This is a genomic window from Arthrobacter sp. KN11-1C (assembly GCF_052180225.1).
Lineage (GTDB): Bacteria > Actinomycetota > Actinomycetes > Actinomycetales > Micrococcaceae > Arthrobacter.
On record NZ_CP197467.1, the window covers coordinates 1,475,964 to 1,501,647 of the forward strand.

General features: G+C 60.3%; 19 protein-coding genes. 7 read left to right on the forward strand and 12 right to left on the reverse strand.

Going from position 1 to position 25,684, the window contains the following annotated elements:
* Nucleotides 1-185: 185 nt before the first annotated feature.
* The gene (locus ACSBOX_RS06915; RefSeq protein WP_370873873.1) at nt 186-572 is read left to right on the forward strand and encodes a hypothetical protein; all 387 of its coding nucleotides are present in this window, start codon (nt 186-188) and stop codon (nt 570-572) included.
* A 24-nt stretch (nt 573-596) separates the two neighbouring features.
* Here ACSBOX_RS06915 and ACSBOX_RS06920 read toward each other — a convergent pair whose 3' ends face one another.
* Nucleotides 597-4,667: an FtsK/SpoIIIE domain-containing protein gene (locus ACSBOX_RS06920; protein ID WP_442545380.1), complete on the reverse strand. Its 4,071-nt coding sequence runs from the start codon at nt 4,665-4,667 to the stop codon at nt 597-599.
* 210 nt (nt 4,668-4,877) lie between these two features.
* On the opposite strand from ACSBOX_RS06920, the gene glf reads away from it, so the two are divergent.
* From glf to ACSBOX_RS06940, 4 genes are read left to right on the forward strand one after another with little or no spacing between them, the layout of a single operon-like run.
* Complete coding sequence (glf, locus tag ACSBOX_RS06925; protein WP_442545381.1) at nt 4,878-6,065, forward strand: UDP-galactopyranose mutase; 1,188 nt, start codon at nt 4,878-4,880, stop codon at nt 6,063-6,065.
* Nucleotides 6,062-8,089 carry a glycosyltransferase gene (locus ACSBOX_RS06930; RefSeq protein ID WP_442545382.1) on the forward strand — a complete coding sequence of 676 codons (2,028 nt, stop codon included), beginning with the start codon at nt 6,062-6,064 and terminating at the stop codon, nt 8,087-8,089. Before glf ends, ACSBOX_RS06930 begins: the two co-directional genes overlap by 4 nt.
* Nucleotides 8,086-8,979: an ABC transporter permease gene (locus ACSBOX_RS06935; RefSeq protein WP_078108397.1), complete on the forward strand. Its 894-nt coding sequence runs from the start codon at nt 8,086-8,088 to the stop codon at nt 8,977-8,979. The genes ACSBOX_RS06930 and ACSBOX_RS06935 overlap by 4 nt, the downstream gene beginning before the upstream one ends.
* A 2-nt stretch (nt 8,980-8,981) precedes the next feature.
* A complete protein-coding gene (locus tag ACSBOX_RS06940) occupies nt 8,982-9,713 on the forward strand; it encodes an ABC transporter ATP-binding protein (RefSeq protein WP_442545383.1) in 732 nt (243 codons plus the stop codon).
* 76 nt (nt 9,714-9,789) lie between these two features.
* Here ACSBOX_RS06940 and ACSBOX_RS06945 read toward each other — a convergent pair whose 3' ends face one another.
* The 4 genes from ACSBOX_RS06945 to ACSBOX_RS06960 all read right to left on the reverse strand — a co-directional run bounded on the left by ACSBOX_RS06945 (nt 9,790) and on the right by ACSBOX_RS06960 (nt 14,975).
* Nucleotides 9,790-10,668: an aldo/keto reductase gene (locus ACSBOX_RS06945; RefSeq protein ID WP_442545384.1), complete on the reverse strand. Its 879-nt coding sequence runs from the start codon at nt 10,666-10,668 to the stop codon at nt 9,790-9,792.
* A 47-nt stretch (nt 10,669-10,715) separates the two neighbouring features.
* Nucleotides 10,716-12,701 (reverse strand): DUF6541 family protein, encoded by a 1,986-nt coding sequence (locus tag ACSBOX_RS06950; protein ID WP_442545385.1) that lies wholly within the window; start codon nt 12,699-12,701, stop codon nt 10,716-10,718.
* A 50-nt stretch (nt 12,702-12,751) separates the two neighbouring features.
* A complete protein-coding gene (rfbA, locus tag ACSBOX_RS06955) occupies nt 12,752-13,615 on the reverse strand; it encodes a glucose-1-phosphate thymidylyltransferase RfbA (protein ID WP_442545386.1) in 864 nt (287 codons plus the stop codon).
* 205 nt (nt 13,616-13,820) lie between these two features.
* Nucleotides 13,821-14,975: a polysaccharide biosynthesis protein gene (locus ACSBOX_RS06960; protein ID WP_442545387.1), complete on the reverse strand. Its 1,155-nt coding sequence runs from the start codon at nt 14,973-14,975 to the stop codon at nt 13,821-13,823.
* Nucleotides 14,976-15,184: 209 nt separating this feature from the next.
* Between ACSBOX_RS06960 and ACSBOX_RS06965 the strand changes: the two genes are divergently transcribed.
* Nucleotides 15,185-16,195 (forward strand): glycosyltransferase, encoded by a 1,011-nt coding sequence (locus ACSBOX_RS06965; RefSeq protein ID WP_442545388.1) that lies wholly within the window; start codon nt 15,185-15,187, stop codon nt 16,193-16,195.
* Nucleotides 16,196-16,257: 62 nt separating this feature from the next.
* Here ACSBOX_RS06965 and ACSBOX_RS06970 read toward each other — a convergent pair whose 3' ends face one another.
* The gene (locus ACSBOX_RS06970) at nt 16,258-17,076 is read right to left on the reverse strand and encodes a glycosyltransferase (RefSeq protein ID WP_442545389.1); all 819 of its coding nucleotides are present in this window, start codon (nt 17,074-17,076) and stop codon (nt 16,258-16,260) included.
* A gap of 150 nt (nt 17,077-17,226) precedes the next feature.
* Nucleotides 17,227-18,009 carry a glycosyltransferase gene (locus ACSBOX_RS06975; protein WP_442545390.1) on the reverse strand — a complete coding sequence of 261 codons (783 nt, stop codon included), beginning with the start codon at nt 18,007-18,009 and terminating at the stop codon, nt 17,227-17,229.
* A gap of 221 nt (nt 18,010-18,230) precedes the next feature.
* On the opposite strand from ACSBOX_RS06975, the gene ACSBOX_RS06980 reads away from it, so the two are divergent.
* Nucleotides 18,231-19,112 carry a glycosyltransferase family 2 protein gene (locus tag ACSBOX_RS06980; RefSeq protein ID WP_442545391.1) on the forward strand — a complete coding sequence of 294 codons (882 nt, stop codon included), beginning with the start codon at nt 18,231-18,233 and terminating at the stop codon, nt 19,110-19,112.
* 55 nt (nt 19,113-19,167) lie between these two features.
* Here ACSBOX_RS06980 and ACSBOX_RS06985 read toward each other — a convergent pair whose 3' ends face one another.
* From ACSBOX_RS06985 to ACSBOX_RS07005, 5 genes are all read right to left on the reverse strand, one after another.
* Nucleotides 19,168-19,578: a DUF2304 domain-containing protein gene (locus ACSBOX_RS06985; RefSeq protein ID WP_442545392.1), complete on the reverse strand. Its 411-nt coding sequence runs from the start codon at nt 19,576-19,578 to the stop codon at nt 19,168-19,170.
* A 9-nt stretch (nt 19,579-19,587) separates the two neighbouring features.
* The gene (locus tag ACSBOX_RS06990) at nt 19,588-20,280 is read right to left on the reverse strand and encodes a glycosyltransferase family 2 protein (RefSeq protein ID WP_442545393.1); all 693 of its coding nucleotides are present in this window, start codon (nt 20,278-20,280) and stop codon (nt 19,588-19,590) included.
* 38 nt (nt 20,281-20,318) lie between these two features.
* The gene (locus ACSBOX_RS06995) at nt 20,319-21,737 is read right to left on the reverse strand and encodes a sugar nucleotide-binding protein (protein ID WP_442545394.1); all 1,419 of its coding nucleotides are present in this window, start codon (nt 21,735-21,737) and stop codon (nt 20,319-20,321) included.
* A 3-nt stretch (nt 21,738-21,740) separates the two neighbouring features.
* Nucleotides 21,741-22,739, reverse strand: a complete 999-nt coding sequence (rfbB, locus tag ACSBOX_RS07000; protein WP_078108409.1) for a dTDP-glucose 4,6-dehydratase — start codon at nt 22,737-22,739, stop codon at nt 21,741-21,743.
* A gap of 171 nt (nt 22,740-22,910) precedes the next feature.
* Nucleotides 22,911-25,502, reverse strand: a complete 2,592-nt coding sequence (locus tag ACSBOX_RS07005; protein ID WP_442545395.1) for a GH25 family lysozyme — start codon at nt 25,500-25,502, stop codon at nt 22,911-22,913.
* Nucleotides 25,503-25,684: the final 182 nt, after the last annotated feature.

Here is a 25,684-nt window from a genome sequence, read left to right on the forward strand (position 1 = left end):
TTCAAGCGTTTGAAACCGTGAGCGATGCATCACACTGGATGGCGGGCTACTCACAGGTATTCGACTATGTCCGGTAGTGTGCCAGTGTGTCAAGACCCCCTCTGAACCCTAACCATGACCCAGCGGCGCCCGGCGACGACGGCCAAGGGACCGGCCACGACAACTCTGGCGGAGCGACGCGTCCTGTGGGAATCGTTGTCATTTCGATCGTGGTGGTGCTGGAAGCCCTTGCGCTATTGGCAGCGGCGGCACTGTATATATACGAACTGGTGACTGGAGCTCCGGTGGCCTCCTTCTGGGGTGCCGTATTTACTCTGGGTCTTCTGCTGGCCTTTTCTGCATTGTTGTTTGCCGTGGGACACTTCCTGTTCCGTGGCTACCGTTGGACCCGGGCACCCGCATTGGTTGCCCAGCTATTTGCCCTGACGATCGGCGTTCCCACCATGACCGGAGGGGTGGTTCCCGCCGGCCTGGCCATGGTGGTGCCGGCTCTGGCCGGGATTCTCTTCTTGTTCGACAAACGGGTCATTGCCTTCGCGTCCCGAACGGGCGGATCCCGCGCCGCGCTCTGACGGATATAACTGCGGCGCATCCCGTTAGCTCGGAGCCGCGATTTGGAGAGAACGTGCTTGTCCGTTCTCGATCAGGACGGCACGCCCCGGCGGTGCCGCTTGTTCGACGTCGACGCGGACGCCGAACAAATCCCCGGCGGTCGGCGGTCTGTCGCCCAAGAGGATTCCGCTTCCATGGTTTCGGGCCAGGGAAGCAAGGGGCGTCCGTTGCAGGAGGGCCGGACTGTACCCGGCAGTTGCCACTACGGTGAAACCCATGCCGGGAAGTTCAGCCAGGAGTATCCCCGTTTCGCTGCTGAGGCGCTCGGCGTCGTCCACGAGCGGGATGACCTGTGTACTCACGCGCTTGCGGGTTGCTTCGCGGTGGAATTCCTCCCAATAGGCGTCAGGATCGGCATCTCTGGGTGGTGTCCGCCACCGATGGCCGGGATTGAGCAGGGCCAATGCCGTGAGGAGGGATGACTTGCCCGAACCGGGGGTGCCGAGGGCGAGGAGGACTGCCGAGTGCGGCAGCGTAATCCATGCAGGTTCGTTCTCGTCCCCTCCGACGCCGAGGAGCGCCGATCCCCGCGGACGAGCGCTGGAATCTGCAGCGGCTTCGGCTCGACCGGACGCTGCGAGGTCCGTCGCCCGGAGGAATTGCGGCAAAGGATCCACCCGGAACGGGCGGCGTGCAGGTTCCGGGGGCACACAGTACGGCCAAGCCGCGTTCGGACCGGGCGCCACGAGCTGGGCCACTGACGCGTCAACGTCGATGAAGTTGCCAACCACGACGGCGCGGCCCTTCACGGGCTTCATTGCCACGAAACGGGGCCATGCCAACCGACCTTCTTCGGTGGTCCCAGCGGGAAAGAACGCCCGGTTGGTGATGGACGGGAACATACGCGACGTCACCAGTTCGCGGTCGCCCGTCACAAGAACAGTCAGTCCTGACTTCGGTCCGTCGCGGACGATGGCATGGACGAGGTCTTCTGCCCAGGCCAGCGGCCCGGTGCGCAATTCGGAAATCCACGAACCCCAGCTCGAAATCACCAGCAAAAGGGGGACTTGCCCGACACTCGTCCCCAAGGATTGCCGCGCCGACATTTCAGCCGCGAGCCTTTCCAGGACGCGAACGCCCCTTCTGATGTCGCTGAGGGAAGCAATTGCCCCTACGCGGCCTTGGGATCCCACGTCGGTGAATGAACCGTCTCCGTCAAGGACGTACAGATGGAGTTCCTCGGCACTTCCAAGAAGCTGCGCCGCTGCCGCACGACAAGTATCTTCAACTCCGCTCCCAGGAGGGCCAACGAGTCCAAGATTCCCATGGACGAGCGGGTTCCAGCACAGTCCGGCGACTCGTTGCTGCGTCGGCAGGTCGGCCAAGCCAAGGTGGGCCGTCGGGCCTGCTGACGTTCCGCTTGCCGCGTGCTTGCCTGCCAGTGCGCTGACGCCGGGGGATTTGTCAAGGGAGATGGACTCCGGGAGCGGAGGCGCAACAGGTCTTCGGAGCGGCCGACGCCCGTGGATGTCCCAAACCCGGTCGATTGCCCTAATGATGGGGCGGGCCGCTTCCGCAGGGGTTGCAGCGGCACACTGAGTCTTTGCTTCCGCGGGTTCAAACCAACCACTGAAGCGGAGCGAGCCTACTTTCGCCAAGGTAACGGTCTTCGTGGGTGGCCGGGCTGTTTCGCTGCTTGAGAGCGTCGCTGATTGAAATGGCCCCGCATCGTCCACTCCGCGAACCATGTAGGCGCGGCCAGGAAGGGACACTGGAATCGATGCCGCGGCTGGCGAGTTGATGATGTCGCGGGATTCCAGTTCCGATTGGACGCGAAGGGCAATACTGGTGGTGACGTTGGCCCGGATGTCCGCACTCAGTGCGCCCTGCGGACGTTGTGTTGCCATGATCAGATGGATACCCAGGGATCGGCCCAGGGTGGCGATCCGCATCAATTCGGCCAGGGCGTCCGGGGCGTCCTCAATGAGCATCCTGAACTCGTCGATCACAAGGACCAGCCGGGGCAGTATTGGAGATTGGTTTCTTCGTCCCGCCGCGGCCCAGTCCGCGGTTTTTCCGGCTGTGGCCCAGTACGCGGGCACATCGGGGACAGAGGCCTTAGCAAGGATCGCTTCCCGTCTCCGAACTTCGGCACGGAGGGACGTGAGGCTACGTTCGAGCTCGTGTTCGTTGAGGTCGGTAAGCATCCCGACGCAGTGCGGAAGATCGGCCAATGGCCCGAGCCCCGAACCTCCCTTGAAATCGACAAACAGGAAGTTGACCCTGTCCGGGCTGTGGGTCAATGCGATCGACGCAACGATTGTGCGCAGGAGCTCGGACTTTCCCGATCCCGTAGTTCCAGCGACGAGGAGATGCGGGCCGTCCGAAACGAGGTCGAGGGACCGCGGCCCGTCGGCTCCTTGTCCGATGACCGCGGACAGCCCACCACCCGCAAAGGATTCGCTCCAACGGGCCGAGATGCTTGAGGGGTCGGCGGGAACCAGTTCGGACAGCCGGCAGGTGGAGGGGAGAAGCGGAGCCCTTTCCGTCGCCAAGCCCGGCACGCTTGCCAGCGAGCGGCAGTAGCGGTCGAACACCGGGAACGGGACGAGGTCAGGGTCGAATTCCGTTTCGGACAGATGCGAGCGGAGGACTGCGCGTTTGTTCCAAAGTTCGACTGCGGAATCGCTTTCATCTCCGCTCGCCGTGCGTTGGAAGACCCGCCAGCCGGATTCGACCGCCGCCCGCCGCAGGGAGGCGACGGCGGGATCACGCTCATACCCGAGGAGAAACAGCGCTCCCGGTCCGTCCGTGAGCGCGGAAAGAACAGCCGCGGCTGCAGAGGTGTCCGTGGTCAACGTGACGCGGGGGAGGAACCGGGCGCTCAACGGCAAGAGAGTGATCGGTCCGTGTATGAGGACACGGTGGTTGATTGCATTGGGAAAGACCGCCAGCTGCATGAGCAGGAATCTGAACATTCCATGGACTTTGGCTTCCGGTCCGGCGAAGGTGGCGGTCTGGATCGAGGGATCCAGAACTACCGGGCCCGGACCCAACTGCGGTGGCTGGAAGTTTGGGTCCGGTGGATCGAGTGCAATCCGGGCGTGCTGCGGGGCCGTTCCGAGCCGGAGCCAGACACCGCCGCTCTCCGACCTCCCTTGCGTTGTATAGGTTCTTGGCAGCGTCGACTGCTTTCGCCCATGATTTCCTGAGGTGAAAGCGGTTGAGCCGACGGCATGGACGAGTTCCGCGGCGGACGGCGAGCACCGCCGTCGTCGGGCTCGGTCTTGTTCGACGGCCGCCGCGATCGCGGCAGCCAGAAGGCGGCGCTCGCGTCGTCCCGAGATTGCCGGGGCGAGGACGGCGATGGCAGAAATTGCGGTGAAGCCGAGGAACATCCACATGCCAGTGGCCAGGGCCATTCCGACTCCCAGCAGGAACGGTAGCCCGGCCGTGAGGAGAAGCTGTGTGCGGCTGCCCGCGTCGTGGCGCCGCCGCACCGAGAGCGGCTCCGCAACGCTTTGCCCCGCTGCCCCCAGGGATTCCGTCCCTAAGTCCTCGGCGCCGAAGACAACCGACATGACTGAGCCGCCACATCGGATCCTGGACGCGGTCGAGAGAGCTGCGGAGCGGACCGTGCGGCCATCCACCACTGTTCCGTTGGCGCTCCCATTGTCGGTAATGGTGACCGCCGTCTCGGAGATCGTCAGGACCGCGTGAACCCGGGAAACATCGGGATCCGCCAGGCAAACATCCGCGTTGCTCCTGCCGATCCTGTAACTGCCACGCTCCAGCGGAACCACCAGGCCCGCGGCAGGTCCGGCGTGCACCAGCAAAGACAAGGCCGAAGGACCGCGTTTGCAGATGGAGTCGCTTCGCGCCTCCGAATCTGCGCCGTCGATCAACACAGCTCCGGATATGAGGGGTGGAGAGCCCACGGTGAGACCACTGAGTGGATGCCCATCGACTGTCAGTTGTCCCGCTCCGAACTCGGCCGCGACGGCAGCCTCGACGGCGGTACCGGGGGTGCCATTGCCGACGGCTAGGGTCAGTTCGACGGGTTCACCTTGCCGAAGCGCCCGCGGGGCCCGGACGAGAGTGCAATGGAGTGCCACTATGTCCGCTCCTTCGGCTCGCGTGACTGCTGTTCTCCCACGATATTTGTGATGTTGACGGGGTGTTCCCGGTCAGTTTCCCTATGTGGAAAACAGTGCGCCCGCGGGCGGGGAACGGCCTCGGCGGCAATTGGATGCGGCATCTCAGGTAGGCTTGACCTGCAGCAAGTGCACATCATTAGGCTGCCCGCATTCGAACCAGGAGTATTTGTGACCGCTGACCTCGTCATCGTCGGGTCGGGCTTTTTTGGCCTGACAATCGCAGAACAGGCCGCCACTGAGCTGGGCTTGAAGGTTGTTGTCATTGACCGCCGGCATCACATCGGTGGCAACGCCTACAGCGAAACGGAAGAGCAGACCGGAATCGAGGTGCACCGCTATGGTGCGCACCTCTTCCACACCTCAAATGAGCGGGTATGGGAGTATGTCAACCGGTTTACGACCTTCACCAACTACGTGCACAAGGTGTACGGCGTGCACAAGGGCGAGGTCTATTCCCTCCCCATCAACCTGGCGACAATCAACCAGTTCTTCCGTGCGAACCTGACGCCCAGCCAGGCACAGGACCTTATCAAGGAGCAGGCTGGCGAGCTTGCGGGTACCGACCCGCAGAACCTCAACGACAAGGGCATCCAGCTGATTGGCCGCCCCCTGTACGAGGCATTCATCAAGCATTACACCGGCAAGCAGTGGCAGACGGACCCCAAGGATCTCCCAGCGGGCATCATTTCGCGCCTTCCTGTCAGGTACAACTACGACAACCGATACTTCAACGATAAGTACGAAGGCCTGCCGACCAACGGCTACACGGCGTGGATCGAAAAGATGGCCGAGCACCCGAGCATCGAAGTGCGACTGAACACGGACTTCTTTGACGAGTCCCACGAGTATTCGAAGAACAAGGTTGTCGGCAAGATTCCCGTCGTCTACACAGGGCCTGTGGACCGCTACTTCGACTTTGTCGCCGGAGATCTGTCCTGGCGCACCATCGATTTCGAAGAGGAAGTCCTGGAAATGGGCGACTTCCAGGGAACGTCGGTTGTCAACTACAACGACGCCGACGTCCCGTTCACCAGGATCATCGAGCCTCGCCATTTCCACCCGGAGCGTGGCTACCAGACGGAGAAGACCGTCATCATGCGCGAGTTTTCCCGGTTCGCCGAAACCGGCGATGAGCCGTACTACCCGATCAACACCCCGGATGACCGCGAAAAACTGCTGAAGTACCGCGATCTCGCATCCGCCGAAAAGGACGTCCTGTTCGGTGGTCGTCTCGGCACCTACAAGTACCTCGACATGCACATGGCCATCGGTTCTGCCCTGTCCATGTTTGACAACAAGATCCGTCCGCACTTCGAAAGCGGCGCAGAAATTGAAAGCGGAGGAGTGGACGCGTGAGCGTTTCAACGGAACCCATGAACCAGGACGCTGCGCCCGGACTGGGCGAAGAATGGCAAACCGTCCATCGCGTTGTCTTCCCGACGGATGGCGACTCTGACACACTTCCCTTGTACTTGGACTTCAACGCGGCTCAGCGGGTCGTGTCCGAGGAATCGCAGACTTCCAAGTCGGGCTCGGGCGTCACGGCTGTCACTTCCACTGGCGCAAAAATTCGTTCGGACTTCATTGAGAACCGTCGCCAGCTGCACTTGCCGGCGTACCGACGCATTTCCTTTGGCACGTACTTCAACGCCTTCCCCGCGAGCTACTGGCGAGCTCACACCGATGTCACGAGTGTCCGGCTTACGGTTGCCGTCGATGCCCCGGCTACCGTTGTGATTCTCCGGTCCACCGCGAGAGGCACCTCGAACAGGGTGGAAAGCATCAGCGTAGACGCTGGGCGGCCGGTAGATGTTGTTCTGCCGCTGGCCAACTTCGGCGATGGCGGCTGGTACTGGTTCGACCTCGTGGCTTCCTCTGAACAGGTCAAGCTCCTCAGCGCCGAATGGTCCGTAAGGAAGCCTGAAGGATTCGAGGCAGGCACCGCCACAGTCGCGGTAACTACCTTTAACCGCCCGGATTTCTGCGTCAAGCACCTTTCGACATTTGCCGATTCTCCTGAACTCCTGGCTGTAATGGACCGGCTCCTCATCACCGACCAGGGTACGCAGAAGGTACGCGACCAGGATGGTTTTGATGAGGCTGCCGCGCGACTCGGGGATAAGTTCGCGCTGATTGAGCAGGGCAACCTCGGTGGTTCGGGCGGTTTTGCCCGCGGCATGCACGAGACGGTTGAAGATGGCCGGAGCAAATACGTGCTCCTGTTGGACGATGACGTGATCATCGAAACAGAGGGCGTGCTGCGCGCTATCAACTTCGCTGACTTCACGCGGAAGCCGTCGATCGTCGGCGGTCACATGTTCAACCTGTATGAACGCTCGGTGATGCACAGCTTCGGCGAGGAAGTCAACGAGTACAAGTTCCAATGGGGCGCGGTCGAAAGCACCAAAGAAGCCCATGACTTTTCGGCGAGCAACCTTCGCACGACGCCGTGGATGCATCGCCGGATCGATGTGGACTTCAACGGCTGGTGGATGTGCTTGATTCCGACCAGTGTTCTGCGCGACATCGGACTCTCCCTACCCGTATTCATCAAGTGGGACGACGCCGAATACGGCATTCGTGCCCGCCGCCACGGCTACCCGACAGTCACCCTCCCGGGCGCCGCTGTCTGGCATATGCCGTGGACCGAAAAAGATGACACGATCGACTGGCAGGCCTACTTCCACCAGCGAAACCGCTGGCTTGCTGCCCTGGTCTACTCGCCCTACAAAAAGGGCGGATTCCTGCCGCGCCAAAGCTTCATGGTTGATGTCAAGCACCTGTTGTCGATGCAGTACTCGGCGGTCGAGCTCCGCTTGGATGCCCTGGAGGACCTGCTCAAGGGACCGTCACACTTGCACCAGACAATTCGGACCAAGCTCCCCGAAATTCGTGCGCGACGTGCAGACTTCGATGACGCACGCATCACGAAGGAAGTAGCAGCCTTCCCGCAAGTAAAGCGCGTAAAGCCGCCGAAGCGTGGAAAGAAGCCATCTTCGCCGAAGTCTATTTTCGCTGCCCTCGCGACTGCTGCCTCGGCGGGGGTTCGTCAGGTTCAAAGCGTAAGGCCGGGAGCCCTGGAGCACCCCGAGGCCCTCGTTCCGGCAATGGATGCCCGTTGGTGGCGACTGTCGCAGCTGGACTCGGCAATCGTCTCGTCCGCCGATGGAACCGGTGCATCCTGGTACAAGCGCCATCCTGAGCATTTCCGCAATATGATGGCCCGCAGCATCAAGCTCCACCAGCAGCTCCTCCAGGACTGGGAAAAGCTTTCCGAGGAGTATTCCCGGAGCCTGCCCGAGTTCACGTCGCAGCAGGCGTGGCGCGAGACTTTCGACGCGGTGACCACTACGACTCCGCAGGAAAAGGCCAACGGGTGACAACTGCTAGTGACTTCAGTGAGACCGCCCCGCTCGTCCGCCCGGGCGTGGGGGGCGGACTCGCCGACGTTTTCAGACAGCGGTTCCTGCTCAAACTCCTTGTTCGCAAGGAATTGCAGATCCGCTACAAGGGGTCGGTTCTTGGGCTGCTTTGGTCCTACGTAAAGCCGGGCGTTCAGTTCCTCGTCTTCTACATTGCCTTGGGCGTTTTCCTGGGACTGGAGAAGAGCGCTCGAAATCCGGATGGACTGGCAAACTACGCCGTGTACTTGTTCTCCGGTATCGTCCTGATCAACTTTTTCACCGAGGCGCTCAGCAACGCGGCCCGTTCCATAGTGGGCAACGGCGGTCTGATCAAGAAGATCTACTTGCCACGCGAGCTTTTCCCCGTCGCCTCTGTCTGGGTTTCGGCCGTGCATTTCATTCCGCAGTTGATTGTCCTGGTTGTCGCCTGTGTCTTCGCCGGATGGCACCCGAGCCTGCTGCAGCTTGTGGCGGCCATCGCGGGTTTCGTGATCGTGGCCATGTTGGCTACCGGATTGGGACTCCTCTTTGGCTCTGCGAATGTCTATTTCAGGGACTCCGAGAACATCGTGGACATGCTGCTGATGGTTGCGACCTGGACCTCTCCCATCATGTACTCCTGGACCATGGTGCAGAGCAAACTCGGCGCGAGCTGGTACGCCGTTTACCAAGTCAATCCCATTACCATCGGCGTCGAAGCATTTCATTATGCCTTCTGGCTTCCAACCACCGATGAAACCGCCCCCATGCCGCCAAATCTTTTACCCCTTTGGGTTCCCGTGGGAATCGTGGTTTCCCTCGCAGTTCTCGTTCTCGGCCAGTGGGTATTCCGCCGGCTTGAGGGCCGATTCGCGCAGGAGCTGTGACGATGTCTGTTGCAATCGAAGTTCACAAGTTAAATAAGCAGTTCGTGCTGAGGCATACGCGCTCCCTCAAAGAGGCAATTGTCTGGCTTGTCACCGGCCGCAAGGGTGACATCTCCAAGAAGTTCCATGCGCTTCACAATGTCGACCTTGAAATCCAACAAGGCGAGACGGTCGCGTTGCTGGGCTTGAATGGGTCCGGCAAGTCCACGCTGCTCAAGCACATTTCAGGTGTCATGTTGCCTGATAGCGGGTCAGTGCGGACGCGTGGCAGAGTCGCAGGCCTTATTGAGGTAGGCGCGGGGTTCCATCATGACTTGTCGGGCAGGGAAAACGTCTACCTGAACGGCGCGATCCTGGGAATGACGGAAGCCCAGATCGACGAACAATTCGACTCCATCGTGGAATTTTCCGAGATCGGCGAGTTCATCGATACGGAGGTCAGGTTCTATTCATCTGGCATGTATCTCCGTCTGGCATTCTCAGTCGCCGTTCACACGGATCCCGAGGTATTCCTCGTGGACGAGATCCTGGCCGTCGGAGACGAGCCATTCCAGCGTAAGTGCCTCGCCAGGATCAAGGAGCTTTCCGCGGCAGGCAAGACCCTCGTCGTCGTCAGTCACGACCTTGAACTTGTTTCCCGTATTTGCGATCGAGGTGTGGTTCTCAAGCACGGAAACATCGTGTATGACGGAGCCATCGACGCCGCTGTGGCCCAGCTCCGCAGCCAGGTCTAAACAGCGCGTTGTAGACCAACGAGTGAGACGCCCCGCCTTTGGCGGGGCGTCTCACGTCTTTTACGAGTGGTGGACCTTAGGTTGATGCCGGCCAGTCGGAGCCGACGCCGCGCCAAGCGCGGTCGATGCCTTCCAAGGTAGCAGCCGGGAGTGGCCCTCGGCCGGCCGCTGAGATGTTTCGGCGCAGGTGGTCCAGCTTGGCCGTGCCAGCAATTGCCGTGTGGACACCAGGGGCGTACACCGTGAAGCGCAAAGCGAGTTCGGCCCAATCAAGTTCGCCTGGATCAAGGTCGAGGAACTGAAGCCGCTCCCAATAGAGTTCCGCATAGTGCCCGGTCGGTCGCTCGCGGAACCGCCACGGCGCGTTCGCGATCGGGCGCTTGGCGATCACTCCGGGTCCGGGATAATGGCTGAGCAAGTTTCTGAGATTCCGCTGGTCAGCGATGTTGACGCTGGTTTCGACGGCACCGAACTGCACGGACTCCAGTGCGAACGCGAGCGCCTCATTGTCTCCGCTGTAGCCGGCGACGCCGATCTTGCCAGCCGCGACGGCTTCGTCCAGCGTCTCCTGCAGCTCGCCGCGTTGCAGAATCTCAACCGGGCATGAGTGCAGGAAAAAGATGTCGATTCGTTCCGATCGGGTCAATCGCAACGACCGTTCGATACTCTCAAGCACGCTGCCCGACGACCAACCCGGGTCGCCGTTGATCCCATGGCCCCCTTTGGTTGACAACACGAACTCGTCCCGACGTCGGCCGAGATGCCTCCCGATACGCTCTTCGCTCAAGCCATAACTGGCGGCGGTATCGATCAACGTAATGCCAAGATCCAGAGCTCCGTTAAGCACTTCGGAGGCTTCGGCCTCGGTGACATCACTTTCGCCGATCTGGCCGGCTCCGAGCCCCACGATGGAGACGTTCAGATCGGTACTACCGAATGGCCTTCGCTCCAGCATTCTTGCACTCCTGCTCTCGTAACCGCCCGGACCCTTGAATGGTCAAACTAGCCGCAAGCAGTCACCTTGAACAGCTTCGCTTCGCCGACCTGCGCGAGAAGCTGGAAGCCTGGAGTTGTGTTTTCGATCAGGAGTCCCTTGAATCCGTGATCGCCTCCATGGACCTCTTTGGTCCCAAAATTCAACGCATAGCCAACGCCGGCAGCATGGACTGCCTTGCACACCTCGGGGTCGCTCGCGGCGTCCTTGAGTCGGTCGTTGAGCATGAGGACTGAGGGAGTGTAGGCAGCTAGTGTGTGCTTGGATGTCGTGTTGCGATCGGCCAGCGCAAAGGCCATGGCAGCCCCTGTCCACGGATTTGCGGCGATTGTTGCGTTTTGTGGAACGTAGTTATCCAGCTCGTCAATGAGAGTCATTTCGTCCCTGCTCACCAAGGGGGCATCCAGGGCCGTCGAGTAGATGTTGTGAGCGGAAGCAATTTCGCCACCCAGAGGAAGCGTTTGTAGCGCGAGAAACAACGCAAGGAGACCCGCGGGTATCACCACGGCACTTATTGCTTTAGGGCGGTTCTGCGATCCGAACCACCTGCGTCCGCGCTCCCACCCTGAGAGCCAGCCGAGTTGGATTCTCCTGATCAACCAGGCCAAACCGATGGCTGCGAAGGGAACGGCAACTGTTGGCAGCAACGCCGCCAGCCGGTAACTGTCGTTGTACCAGACACCGGTGAGTGCGTTCCGGAACCATTGGTCTGTTCCGGCGGAGACTACGACGAACAACACGGCTGAGACGAGAAACGAACCCATGAACCACAAGTTGTGCCGACTCCGTGCCACAACTGCTAGTCCCAGAAGCATCAACGCGCTTACTGCCCAGGCCGGTGCGTGGTGCATGGGTGAATTCGTCACGATTTCACCAACGGCTTGGCCTGCACTTTGGACGGGCGCCCAGGTGGCGGTCTCGGCCGGCGGTCGAATATATTTCCACATCACCACCATGGTGACTAGGGCAAGCACCAAAGCTGCGCCAAGGATCATGACTCGGCCATAGCCGGCGCCTTGGTTTTTCCGGCGAAGCCAGTAGCAAACGTAGCTCGCGAGAAGGATCGGAACCGAGAGGGCGATCAACGACATCATGCCGTTGGGGTGCGCGATCGCGAGGCCCAACGCAAGGATTGGTGCCAAAGAGAAGCGGGCGATCGCTGGGATACCATCGATGTTCCCGACCGCAAAGAAGACCGCCACGCTAGCCAAGGCGGCGGGGAGCATGCTCAGGGCAAGGAAATTTGGGTACAGCACCCCAAAGTCCAAAAGCAACAGCGGGAACGCGCTGAAGCCGGCGGCGAGGATGCCTGCAGCGCCAACGACGTAGGCGCTGGGACGGGCAATTGCCCGTGTGAGGAGCATACAGCCGAGAGGCCAGACAACCGCGGCAATGCAAATGTTCAGGACGTTGGCCGCAACGCTGATTGGTGCGCCGGTAATTTGGACCACGAGGGATGCAAGGTCGTGCCAAGCCGCCGGGTAAAACGATGGCGGGTTGTCGCCGCTGGTCATGGTGGCTATGGACATTGACGATCCGTTGCCAGTGTTCAGAATGTAGCGAATAGCGTTCAGATGGAAGACGTTGTCAAAAGTCTGGGAGATGTTATCGGGTCGGTCGAATGCATCGACCAGCTGTATTCCGATGGACACGCCACCCACCAAGAAGCCGATTACCGCTGCGTACGTGCCCGCTTTGGGACGCTCGAATCGCCAGCGAGATCGTATGGCGAGTTTGTCTCGCGTGAGATAGCTTGCTCCGAACAGGACAACGGCCAAGACCAATGCCGCGACGACGACAGGGCCCAGGGACCAAGAGAGTCTCAGAAAGGGGAGGGCAATGGCCGTGCAGGCGACAGCGCAGACACTGAGCGCTGGTGCCACAGCAAGGAAGGTCAAGCCCCGGAGGCCCAATGCCGCTGCGATCAAGCTTCCGGGTACAAAAAGGACTGCCAAACTGGCAATAAATACTGGAAGCGTTGAATACCAACTCAATTGGACTCCACTTTTAACTAAGGATGTGCGACGGTCGGCAAAAAGGAAGCCTAACCGTCGAGAAGACCGAGCAAGTACTGACCGTAGCCGCTCTTGACCAGGGGTTCGGCCCGCTGCCTGAGTTCGTCATCCGTGAGGAAACCTTGGCGCCAAGCGATTTCCTCAGGCGCGCCGATCTTGAGGCCCTGACGGTTCTCTACCGTGCGGATGAAGTTGGAAGCGTCGTTGAGGTCGTTGAATGTCCCGGTATCCAGCCACGCGGTGCCGCGGGGAAGGATTTCGACGTGAAGCTTCTCCCGCTCAAGGTAAGTGCGGTTCACATCCGTGATTTCAAGCTCGCCTCGTGCTGACGGCTGCAGATTCTTGGCAATGTCGACAACGTCGTTGTCATAGAAGTACAGACCCGGCACGGCGTAGTGCGATTTTGGTTTGGCCGGCTTCTCCTCAAGGGATATGGCCTTACCCGAGTCGTCGAATTCCACGACACCGTACGCTTTCGGGTCGCTGACCCAGTAACCGAAGACTGCGCCGCCGTCGATGTTGGCATGCCGGCGCAATTGTGTCCCCATGCCCTGGCCGTAGAAGATATTGTCACCGAGGACCAGAGCCACGGTGTCGTTTCCGATGTGTTCCGCACCAAGGACGAACGCCTGGGCAAGTCCATCAGGGGACGGCTGCTCAACGTAGCTGAGGTTGATGCCGAACTGGGAGCCATCTCCGAGGAGTCGCCGGAATTGCTCCGCGTCGTGTGGCGTGGTGATGATGAGGATGTCGCGGATTCCAGCCAGAATGAGCGTCGACAGGGGATAGTAGATCATCGGCTTGTCGTACACAGGGACGAGCTGCTTGCTGATGCCGTGTGTGATCGGGTGAAGCCGGGATCCAGTTCCGCCGGCAAGGATAATTCCACGCATGGGCTCAATACTTCCGTACGCCGGGCCGCTCAGCAAACCAGCTTCGCTCAGTCCGAGACGAATTCGATGTATACCGGAGCTGGGATTGACTGTTTTGACCCACCCGCAAGCCATCCGCGAGGGGCCAGTGCAGGTGCATTCGGTAAGACTCTGAAGGATTGCTGCAGTCCCGAGCAGATCTCACGGGGCCCTCGCGGAGACGGGTTCAGTTCATGTAGTCCGAACGAAGGGCCTTGATCGACGGTTTGATCAGGAGCAATAGCACTATGGCTTCGCTTGCTGCCATGCCGAAGGCTATGCCATCAACCGATTTCAAACTTCCGAACACCACCATAGTGCTGACGCCCGCCAGTGCCGCCGCCACGGTTACTCCAAAGACGAGCGTGGCACGCCCCGCTGGAATGAGCACGTTTCTCTGGAGCGGAGCGGCAATACATAAGAAGCACAAGGCCAAGCCGTAGAAAACACTGGTGACCTGGCCCGCGGCCAAAGCCGGGCCGAACATAATCGACGAAACCAACGGGCCAAATACCGCGAGGAGCGCTCCGCCAACTACGCCGAGCAAGACGTGTGCCCCAATCGCGGCGAGCTGCCGCCGTCGTCCTTGTTCACCGTCCAACTCCAGCGCCCAACCCTGAAATGCATTGGCAAGGACGACCACGGGAAACAGGGCATAGCGGTACAACTGGTCGGCGGAAGCAAAATTGCTTGCCCCAGGTCCAGAGACTGTCGCTGTTGCAATGGGGACCGGGGTGGAGCCGTAAGCATTGCCGGCAAGATTGACACCGGCAGCGGCGGCCTGGGACCTCAGGATGCAGAGCATGTCGCCGAGCTTCCAAACGATTTTCGGAGCCTTTCCCCGCGACCCCGGCGCGAGGTAGAGGAAAATACGCATGGTGACGACCGTTGCGATGAGCTGCATTGCGGCGTAGAGCCAAATCTGTCCGGTTATGAGAAGGAGCGGAATTGAAATCAGCGATGCGACCACCCGAGGGATAGTGTCGACCACCCCCAGTAGCCGTGGATTGCCGATGCCTATGAAATACCACGCCGGCGACAAGCCACCCGATGCCGCAGATAGTGCGATCAGGATTGCGTCAAACCTATGCGCAGGGGCCGAAATCAGGTAGACCAATCCGGCCGCGACCGGCATAACGACGATGCAGAGGAGCAGACGCGTGCCGATGCTCTCTCCATATATTCGGAGTCGGACCTGAACGTCCCCGGACCTGGCGATCCGGACGGGACCTTCGATGTTCCACCCGAAGAGGATGACGGTCGAAGCGAAAATACCGATTGCCAGTCCGCTGCCAATGCTGGACCATCCTAGTGGTCCAGCAATCCGGGCAATGATGGGCATGACGAATATCGGCACAACGGCAGACAGAAGAGGAAAGCCAGCGAAGCCCGCCAGACGTGTTAGGACTGTTCTCATTACTATCGGGGCTGCTCGCCGTGGCCAGCCAGCCTCGAAACCTCCTCGACATCGGTAGTTCGAATCCCCGTACACTATCCGGACGATCCAACCTCCTAAGTCTAGGGGGGTCGGCCGACTGCTATCATCACTGGGTGAACGACAAACCCCAAGCGCTGCCGTCCTTCGGAACAATCGTCCTCGCGGCGTACAAACCGGATCCCGTGCTGTTCGAGCGTCAGCTGTTGTCGATTAGCAAGCAGACACATGCGAACTTTGAATGTGTCATCACCGCAGACGGGGATCCGGAAGACGTGGCGCGGCTGGTTCGTTCGATTTTGCCCGGTGATGATCGGTTTCGCGTCGCAGGCTTCGATCATCGGCTGGGGTTCTACGGAAATTTTGAACGTGGCCTGACTTTGGTCCCGGCCTCCGCGGACTGGGTCGCGCTGTCCGATCAGGATGACTATTGGTATCCAGAGAAACTTGAACGTCTACTGCCGCACCTGGAGACCGCCGTTTTGGTGACAGGTCAGGCAAGGGTGGTGACCGATTCGGGTCGAGTGGTCGCTCCGTCGACGATGCGGCGGCGGACCGATATTTGTGACCTTTTGGTCCAAAACCAAGTGACCGGCGGATTGTGTGTCTTTCGGCGCGATTTGCTCGAGGTGATTCTTCCTTTCCCACGCCTCTCGACCCTGACCCAGAATCATGATCATTGGATCGGTGTTGCCGCCGCCGCCTTGGATGACTATGTGATCGTTGACGACATTGTGCAGGACTACGTCCAGCACGCAGCCAACGTGATTGGTGAGGCCACAGAGTCGTTCAACCCGCTGAGATCCCTGCGCCGCGCGAGAGAACTTGCCCTTAAGTTCGAGAATTCCGCTTCGGTACCCTCGGTGGCGGTCATGGTGGCCAATATGACCTTCGGATGGAAGGCGCTCATGCTGGGGACGCTCGAAAAGCGGATGCCCGAGCGCACGCATAGTCTTGAGGCCGCCTCGAAGACGTTCAACGGCCCTTGGGCAGTCCTTCGAATTGTTGCGCTGTTGTGGCGTGGCGTCATTGGTTCACGAACTGACCTGGGACCGGCCCTCACGCACTTGATCGGGCTCTTTGGCAGGCGGCAGGCAACCCGGCGGTTGACTGCAGCTGAGTCTTGAGCGCCAGTCGCGCTTTAGAGGCAGACGGTCAGCCGGAAATGACCGATATCTCGCCGCGTCGGCTACGGTCGGGGGCTTAGGCTGCGCGCGATGGCGGCATCAGCCTTGCCCAGATGGCCTTTGAATGCGTCTCGAATTCCATGGCGCCACGAAATGGTGTAGGCGCGACGGTCCGGGCCGAATGCGAGTCGGACCAAGTTGCTCTCAACTTCCATCCAAAGCCTACGGAACATCCAGCTCGGGTTGTCTCGCCAGTAACGTCGGGCAATGACGAGTGAATTTCTGGTGATGTAGTAGACCCGCAGAGGTGTGTGGTAAGTCAGGGCCAACGGGCGACCGCGGAAGTGGATCCTTCGTTTAAGAATCGTCACTTCACGAGGGCGTCCGAGCTCGTGATGGAGATTGCATTCAGGATCGGCCGGAAGACGGTATCCCAATCTCCGTAGTCGGGCATTGAAATCTGTATCCACCCCGTCGATGAACAAGTCTTCGTCCAAGTAGCCTGCCGTCCGGAAGACGGCCGCAGGGATAAGGCAGCCGGATTGCATCGGATCAAATGCTTCGACGAAGTCGCCTTCACTCCTGAGGAGTTTGACGGGGAACCCGTTGTGCTTGCCAGGGGCAACTAATCCAACGTTGACGCCCTGTTTCGTCAGCAAGGCGTATGTTGAGAGCGCGCGCTCAACATAGCCGTCGGTGAGGTCAGAATCTTGGTCCAGGGTCAGTATCCATGCATTCGGATCCATTGCGAGTCCTGTGGACACACCGGTATTCAGGGCTGCGGCGATCCCTCGATTTTCATCATGGTGGACCACTTCCGCCCCGGCATCCCGGAGTTCTTGCCAGATTTCATTGTTGCCGAACGTGGAACCGTCGTCCACGACGACGACCCGGGTTACGTGCTTCGAGTGGTTCCTGATCCTGTCGATCAGGGCGGTGGATGGGTTGAACGCAGACACGACGGCAACGACGGCCGGGTTCCTGTCAGTAAAATTCATTTGGAGCTGTGCGCCAATCGGAGTAGTCGGTGGTTACGGCCGGGCGGCAGTCGCCGACGCTGGCGCACGACGGGTGCTGGACGCCCGCTTGGTTGCCGTGAGCAAATTACGCAGAAAAGCCACTCGCGCAGCCAAGATTTTGCGGAAGCTTCGGATCCCGCTAGGAGTGAGGTTACCTCCGTGCAGCCGGTGAAGTATGGTATCCGTTTCCAGGTACAGAATGGAGCGATTGACGATACCGACGAGGGCGATCCACTGATCGTGCGATTCAGTCATGTGGCTCGGGAACGGAAGGACCTGTTCGAGCATGGAACGACGAAACGCCATGGCGCATCCCCAATGAAGGCGATAGCCCACCACAACCCCGAGGATGTTCCGCAAAGTGTGACCTGAATCCCGCGCCCGGAGACGGATCTCGTGGAAACGGCCCAGGTCTCCTTCGATGTGCTGGCAGTTGCTCACAACCATGCCCTTGTTTTGCAGAGCGCCAATCATGAGCCCGACTCGTCCTGGAATCCAGATGTCATCCTGGTCCGAGAGGAAAACGTACTCTCCGCGGGCCTCCGACAATGCCCGCTCGAATGTCTTGACATACCCAGCGTTCGATTCGGCGCGAATCAGGCGGATGCGGGAGTCCTCGATATCAGCCACCAATTGGGCGGTTCCGTCGGTGGAGCAGTCATCAACGACAATGAGTTCGTCATCCGGGGCTAGTTCGGACAAAATGGAGTCGATTTGCTCCGCGATGTGTCGGGACCCGTTGTAGGCGGCCATGCACACGCTGACGCGAGGAACGGCTCCGGATGAGGCATGCATGAACGGGCGTCACTTTCTCTTTCCCGCAAGAACATGTGAGCAGAGCGGGGGCTTGGCCAAACTTCCATCATCCTACCAAGCGATGCAACTGCCGCAGGTTCTGGCCATTGGGCACCTATATAATCGAGGGAATACAGCCAGAGGTTTCTCGAACCGCATGTTATTTGCCCTCAACGCCTCGCCCGAAACTGGCTGAACCCACCGGAAGGAACAACAGGTCCATGACCGTTGACGTTATGTTGCCCTACTACGGGGACGTCGACCAGATGAAACTGGCGGCCCAGAGTGTCTTGAACCAGCAATACCAGGACTGGAGGTTGATCGTTATCGACGATGGCTACCCGGACCCGGAACCCCAGCGCTGGTTCTCGGAGATCACCGACTCCAGGGTCACCTATATGCGCAACGACGAAAACCTCGGCGCCAACGGAAACTACCGTAAGGCCCTGGGACTCGTCGAGGCCCCTTACGTCGTGATCATGGGTGCCGACGACATCATGTTGCCGAACTACCTCGGCGTCGTTGTGAGCGCTTTCGAGGAGTACCCGAAGGCCGACGTCGTTCAGCCTGGAGTACAGGTCATAGACGAGAAGGGCATCGCATGCACACCTCTCGTTGACGCAGTGAAGAAAGTGTACGCACCGAAAACGAGCGAGCGGATCGAGCTCAAGGGCGAGGCCATGGCCACGAGCCTGGTCCGTGCCGATTGGGCCTATTTCCCTTCCCTGGCCTGGAAGTCGGAGACAGTCACACGCATCGGCTTCACCGAGGGCCTGGACGTTGTCCAGGACCTCGCGCTCCTGCTCGACATCGCAGCAGAGCATGGCTCCATGATCATCGATCCAGTACTCGCGTTCCTTTACAGGCGCCATTCGGCTTCGGATTCTTCGGTCCGTGCACTCGACGGCCGGCGCTTTGATGAAGAGCGTCACTTTTTCGAGAGCCAGGCTGAGCGTTTCGCGGCTCTCGGTTGGAAGAAGGCTGCCCGCGCGGCGAGCTTCCACACAACATCTCGACTGAATGCAGCCACACTGATCCTGAAGTCAGTCGGTAAGGGAAAGTTCGACTCCCTTCCCCGGCTGGCCAAGCACATCGTCGGCTAGCGGACGATGGAAACAGAAGAGGGCGCCTCCCAGGAGGCGCCCTCTTCTGTTTCCATCAAATGTTCTGGGAGTCCGGGGGAGTTTCAACCTTGTTGTCGAGTGTCTCCGGGGTTCCAGAAGCGGTCTGCTTAGCCTGGATCGCCTTGAATTCTGCCCGCAAAATTGCGAGTTCCTCGGCCAGGATCCGTACTTCGTCTTCAGCTGTGGATTGTTCACGGGACAAGTGAAGGCAAACACCGACGAGCAGAATCAGCGTCATGATGAAGAGCAGATTCGCCGGGATCTGGATGCCCAACAGCTTGCTTGCCCCTGACAGCAATTGCGGGAATGCCGAAAGTACCAGCGTTCCGATACCGACGATGATCCAGAGGACGGCGTACTTCTCCCGCAGTTTTTGGCGCCGCAGCATCTCAAACACGTAAATAAGGATCGCCACCACGACGATCGCGCCCATGAGGAGTGCCATGTGGATGTCCTAGTTGGTTGAAGGAATGGATTTCTTGCGGGTCAGCGCAAAGATCAGGGCAAGCCCCGAACGTCCAAGGTAGAGTGCCGCCTTCACGGCGTCGTGGCTTGGTTCTCCGCCTTGGCGTTCACGCATCGAAACACCAACTTGGCGTACAGTGCATCCCGAGCGGATGGCCACGACCAGCGAATCGATGGTGTCGCCAAGGTATTCAGCGGGGTAGTGGTCGACGTACTGCCGGATAGCCTTGGCATTGGCGGCGCGGAAGCCGGAGGTCACGTCAGTAAGCTTCGTTCCGGCAACCTTTGACAAGGTCCAGGCCAAGACGATCATGGCCCATTTGCGTGGACCGCTGACCGAGTAGGTCCCTTTATCGGCGAACCGGGCACCGATTGCGATGTCCGCCTCCCGGAGCCCCTCCAAGACGACCTTGATATCCCGGGGGTCGTGCTGGCCATCAGCATCGACCTGTATCACCTGGGCGTAACCGTGCGACTTGGCGTATTTGAAACCAGTGCGCATAGCTCCACCGACGCCCATATTGAAGGGGAGTTGCAGAACCGTGGCGCCGGCGGCCTGTGCCACCGCGGCAGTGTTGTCGCGCGAGCCGTCGTCGACAACCAAGACGTCGCACGGCGGCCCGAAAGCGAAGACCTCGCGGATCGTGCTGCCAATGGCCTCGGACTCATTCCACGCTGGCATGATGACCAGAACATCGTTGCGGCGAACACCGGCCACGGCTAGACCAACCTGTTCCGGACGTACGACGTTAGCCGATCGTCAGACGAGCCAGGCTCGAATCCCGCTGCCCGGATCTTGCTCAGGTCGAGGACACTTTTGAGCGGGCGGGGAGCGGCTGCTTTGCCGTGGAAGTACTCTTCGGTGGTGACGCCCGTAACGGAATCCCGTGCCGCACCGCTGAGCTCGTAGACGTCGGCGGCGATGTCCGCCCACGACTGCGGCTCACCGGCGTTGCTGAGGTTGTACGTGCCGTAGCTGGCCTTGGAGTCCAGCAAGTGCTTGATTCCCGCGGCGATATCCTCGGTGAAGGTCAAGCGTCCGATCTGGTCGTTGACGACGGAAGGTTCAATTCCGCGTGCAGCGAGGGAGGCCATGGTGCGGACGAAATTGTTCCCCTCGCCAATGACCCAGCTCGTGCGCACGATGTAGTGCCTGGGAACGACGCTGACAACGGCGTCGCCGGCGGCCTTCGTCTGCCCGTATACGCCCAGCGGCGAGACCGGTTCGTCTTCGCCGTGGGTGTCAGCAGCGCCGTCGAACACATAGTCGGAGGAGACATGCACCAGCGTCAGGTCGTGCTCGACGGCGGTCCGGGCCAGACGAGCGACGGCAGTGACGTTCGACTCCCAGGCGGCCTGGCGGCCTTCAGGGGTTTCCGCGGCGTCGACGGCGGTGTAAGCGGCCGCGTTGATGACAGTGGAGTAGTTCTTCCAGTTCTTTTGCGCAATCGCATCCTCGGAGTTGAGGTCGAACTCAGCGCGGCCGGCGAACTCAACGGATGCATCGCCGTCGTACAGTTCCCGAAGGGCTTTGCCCAGCTGGCCGTTGGCACCCAGAACCAGCGTCTTCTTCGGGCCCATCGGCCGCACATCCGCGAGTCGCGGATGTGCTTTGTCTTTGTCCGAGAGCTCGGCCCGCTCGAGCGGAATGGGCCAGTCGATCGCCGCTGTCTCGTCAGCCAGGTTCAGGAAGGTGTACTGGCCTTGCGCATCGGCGCTCCAGTGGTCGTTGACCAGGTAGGTGTACGCGGTGTTGTCTTCCAGGGTCTGGAAGGCGTTGCCCACACCCCTGGGGATGAAAATTGCCTGGCTCGGATCCAGCTCGGCGGTGAATACCGCACCGAACGACGGACCTTCGCGCAAGTCCACCCAGGCGCCGAAGATCCTGCCAGTGGCCACGGAGATGAATTTGTCCCAAGGTTCGGCGTGGATGCCGCGCGTGGTGCCGGCTTTCTCGTTGAAAGAGATGTTGTTCTGTACCGGCTTGAAGTCCGGAAGCCCGAGGGCCACCATCTTCTCGCGCTGCCAGTTCTCCTTGAACCAACCGCGGTTGTCGCCGTGGACGGGAAGTTCGTACAGAACGACGCCGGGAATAGGCGTTTCGCGGGCACTCAGCTGCTTGGAAAACTCAATCGACATCGTCTATTGGCCCTGTTCCTTGTACTTGGCCTCGGTTTCGGCCTTCTGGGGACGCCACCATGCTTCGTTGTCGCGGTACCACTTGATGGTGTCTTCGATACCGGCCTCGAAGTTGGAGAACTCGGGCTTCCAGTCCAGCTCGGTGCGCAGTTTCGTGGAGTCGATCGCGTAACGGAGGTCGTGGCCTGGGCGGTCCACCACGTGGTCGTAGGCGTCGTTGTCCTGGCCCATGTGCGCCAGGATGAGCTCCACGACATCCTTGTTGTTCTTCTCTCCGTCCGCGCCGATGAGATAGGTTTCCCCGATCCTGCCCTTCTCGATGATTGCCAGAACGGCGGAAGAGTGGTCGTTAGCGTGGATCCAGTCGCGGACGTTCTCGCCCTTGCCATAGAGCTTCGGGCGTATCCCGTCGATCACATTGGTGATCTGGCGTGGGATGAACTTTTCCACGTGTTGGTACGGGCCGTAGTTGTTTGAGCAGTTGCTGATGGTGGCCTGCAACCCGAAGGAGCGCACCCATGCCCGCACCAGCAGGTCTGAACCGGCCTTCGTCGAGGAGTAGGGGCTGGAGGGATTGTAGGGAGTGTTCTCGGTGAACCGTTCCGGGTCATCGAGCTCAAGATCGCCGTAAACCTCGTCGGTGGAGATGTGGTGGAAGCGCTTGTCGTGCTTCCGGGCGGCTTCGATCAGCGTGTACGTGCCGATGATATTGGTGTCCAGGAAGGGACGCGGGTCATGCAGCGAGTTGTCATTGTGCGACTCCGCGGCGTAGTGGACCACGACGTCGGCCGCGGCCACGAGGGGCTCGACGACGGAAGGGTCCGCAATGTCCCCCTGGACGAACGTGAGCCGCTCGCTCGGTAGGTGCTTGATCGACTCCAGGTTCCCGGCATAGGTGAGCTTGTCCAGCACCGTGACATGGTGGTCCGTGTTAGCTATGACAAAGTGGACGAAATTTGAGCCGATGAAGCCGGCGCCGCCGGTTACGAGGAGTCGCTGCATAGTTCCATACGTTACCGGATTTGCGCCAGCGATCTGTTCCGCAATGGCCGCGGACCGGCCTCGCATTGGTCCTGTCAACGACGTCGGCTCACGTCAATAGCGAAAAACCCTCCAGCAACGCCGAAGGCGGGGACCCAGCGATGGGTCCCCGCCTTCGGGCAATTGCTGCAGCTACGGGGCTAGAATCTTGACCCCGCTTGCAGAGCTCCACGTAATTGTTGCGCCTTGGAACGACTGGGTGCAGCTCGTCCCATCTGGGCTGCAGGTCTGACTCGTCGTCGGATAACCAGCGCGCCCGCCTTCAAAGCCCTGACCGGCCCAAGCTTGTTGGATCGGTCCCGGCACCATGGCTTGTGCACCGCTCGTCGGGGACCACATGATGGTCCCGTTCTCGAAGTTTTCGAAGCAACCGCCATTGCGCAGGCCGCAAATCGTGGCGCTCGTCGGATATCCCAGGCTCCCTGATTCGAAGCCTGACTGCCCCCACCGTGCACGGATCGGGTCCGAGGTCATAGGCTGGGCGCCCGTGGCCTGGGACCACATGACGGTGCCCTTTTCAAAGTTCTGGAAGCAGCCCCCGTTGCGGAGTCCACAGATCTGCGCGCTCGTGGGGTACCCGAGGGTCCCTCCTTCGAAGCCTGACTTGACCCAGGCGTCTCGAATCGGACCCATCATGAGAGCGTTGGCACTTGTCGCGCCAGACACCATGATGGTGCCGCCTTGGTAATTCTGGAAGCAGCCACTGTTCCGGAGACCACAGAGGACGCTGGAGGCCGGGTAACCGAGACGCCCGCTCTCGAAGCCTCCTTGTTGCCACAGGTCGCGGATCGGACCGTTGATGCTTGGCTGCGCACCGGTAGCCGGCGAGTACATCAAAGCGCCCTTGGCAAACATCTGGAAGCAGCCGCCATCCTTAAGGCCGCAGATTTGCGCGGAGACCGGATAACCGAGTGAACCTGTCTCCATGCCTGAGAGCTTCCACGCGTCCAGCATTGCGCCGGCACCCACAGCTTGGACAGGAGTTGAATTCGAGTAGACTACCGAGCCCTTTTCGAAGGACTGGATGCATCCGGAGTCTGTGAGTCCGCAATTCGCGGACGAGGTCGGATATCCGAGGGATCCGTTCTCGAAACCGGACTTTTGCCAATAATCCAAGAGGCGTCCGGTGAGAGTGAAGGCGCCGGTATTCGGGGAAAACATTATTACCCCGCCTTGGAACAACTGATAGCACCCGCTGGCGCGGAGTCCGCAGACTTCCTTGGCCAACGGGAATCCGATTGGCACCGACTGAGCACGCGCGGTGTTCCACGTGTCCGCGATTCCCAGGATGATCGGCCACGCGCCGGAGGTTGATGTCCAGGCGACCACACCTCCCTGGAATTTCTGCACGCACGAGGAAGCGTCACAGCTCGCTTCGGCTGCCGGATATCCGAGCACCCCGTTCTCGAACCCGGTTCCTCCCCAGGCATCCAGCATGGGTCCGGATTTGACGAGTACCGGTGGAGTGGATGGGCTCGATAGAACGGATCCGGCCTGGAACGTCTGGAAACATCCTCCATTCTTCAGCCCGCACGTCAGGGAACTGGTCGGATAACCGAGCGCCCCGCTTTCAAAACCTTTCGACGCCCAATAGTCGCGAATTGCTCCTGGTTGGACCAGCGCAGCACCTGTGGCTGGTGACCACATGAAACTCCCGCCCTGGAAGTTCTGGAAGCAGCCGCCGTTCTTGAGCCCACAAATGAGCTCGCTCGTGGGGTACCCTGCGCGGCCGCTCTCCAGCCCGGTACTGCGCCAGGCATCAGCGATGGGGCCGGCAGTGATTGGGAATGCTCCGCTTGCCGGCGACCACATGATCGTTCCGCCCTGGAATCCCTGGAAGCAGCCGCCGTTGACGAGACCACAGGTGATCGCCGTCGTCTGGTTCCCCAGGGCAGGGTGGCCGTTGCGATACGCGCTAATCTGGTCGGACGCCGCCTGCGGGACGGAGTTCCCCGCGAAAGTCGAGAGTGAGGCGAAGTCCCCGTTCCAAATGTTTGAGTCGCCCGAGAACGGCCCTGTGCTGCTGTATTGCCAGAAGCTGAACTGATTCCAACTGGCTGGAAGCGTCCCCGGCGAGCTGCTGGGGCTTGAAGGATAGGAGGCGATCCACAGCGGATAGTTGGCGAAACCGCCTGAGTTTCCTGTGCAGGTGGCCCACCAGTCGGTGGTGCTGTAAATAACGGGGTATCGTCCGATGAGCGACTTGACGGTATTTCCAAAGTCGGAAATCCACGAGGCCATTTGGCCTGCAGACATTCCATAACAGGTGTTACCGAAGTAGAAACCGTTGATGGTCTGGCCCTCGTACGGGTTGTATTCAATGTCAAGCACGGGAGGCAGGGTGTATCCGTCGCCGGACCATCCTCCACCGTTGGCCACAAAGTACCTGGCTTGGTCTGCGCCGGATGACCAGTTGGGAATCGCAAAGTGGTAAGCGCCCCGGATCATCCCGACGCTGCGTGAACCATCGTATTGCTGGGAGAAATTCCCATTGACGTAGTAGTTTCCCTCAGACGCCTTGACGTAAGCGAAGCGCGAACCTTGGTTCCACTGCGCCGCCCAGTCAACGTTGCCTTGGTACGCGCTAACGTCCTGGCCGGCGATCCCGTACGGCGGACTCCAATGGCCCGGGTCGGTCGCCTGGGAAATGGCTAGCGGAATTGAACCGGCTACTGCCCGTGAGCCGGCCACCACATGCAACGACTCTTCCTGCTTGTTTGCCATGACACGAGGAGAGCGTTGACCCATCTCGGCCCCGCCGGACGGGATCGCCTTTCGCATTGCGGCCTTCATCGCGTCGGCGGTCATCGGGTTCCCGCCGGGCATATTGATCGCATCAGGGGCCTGCGGCGAGGGAACTGCGGGAGCAGAGCCTTGAACGCTTGGCGCCGGAGAAGGGGTTGGCG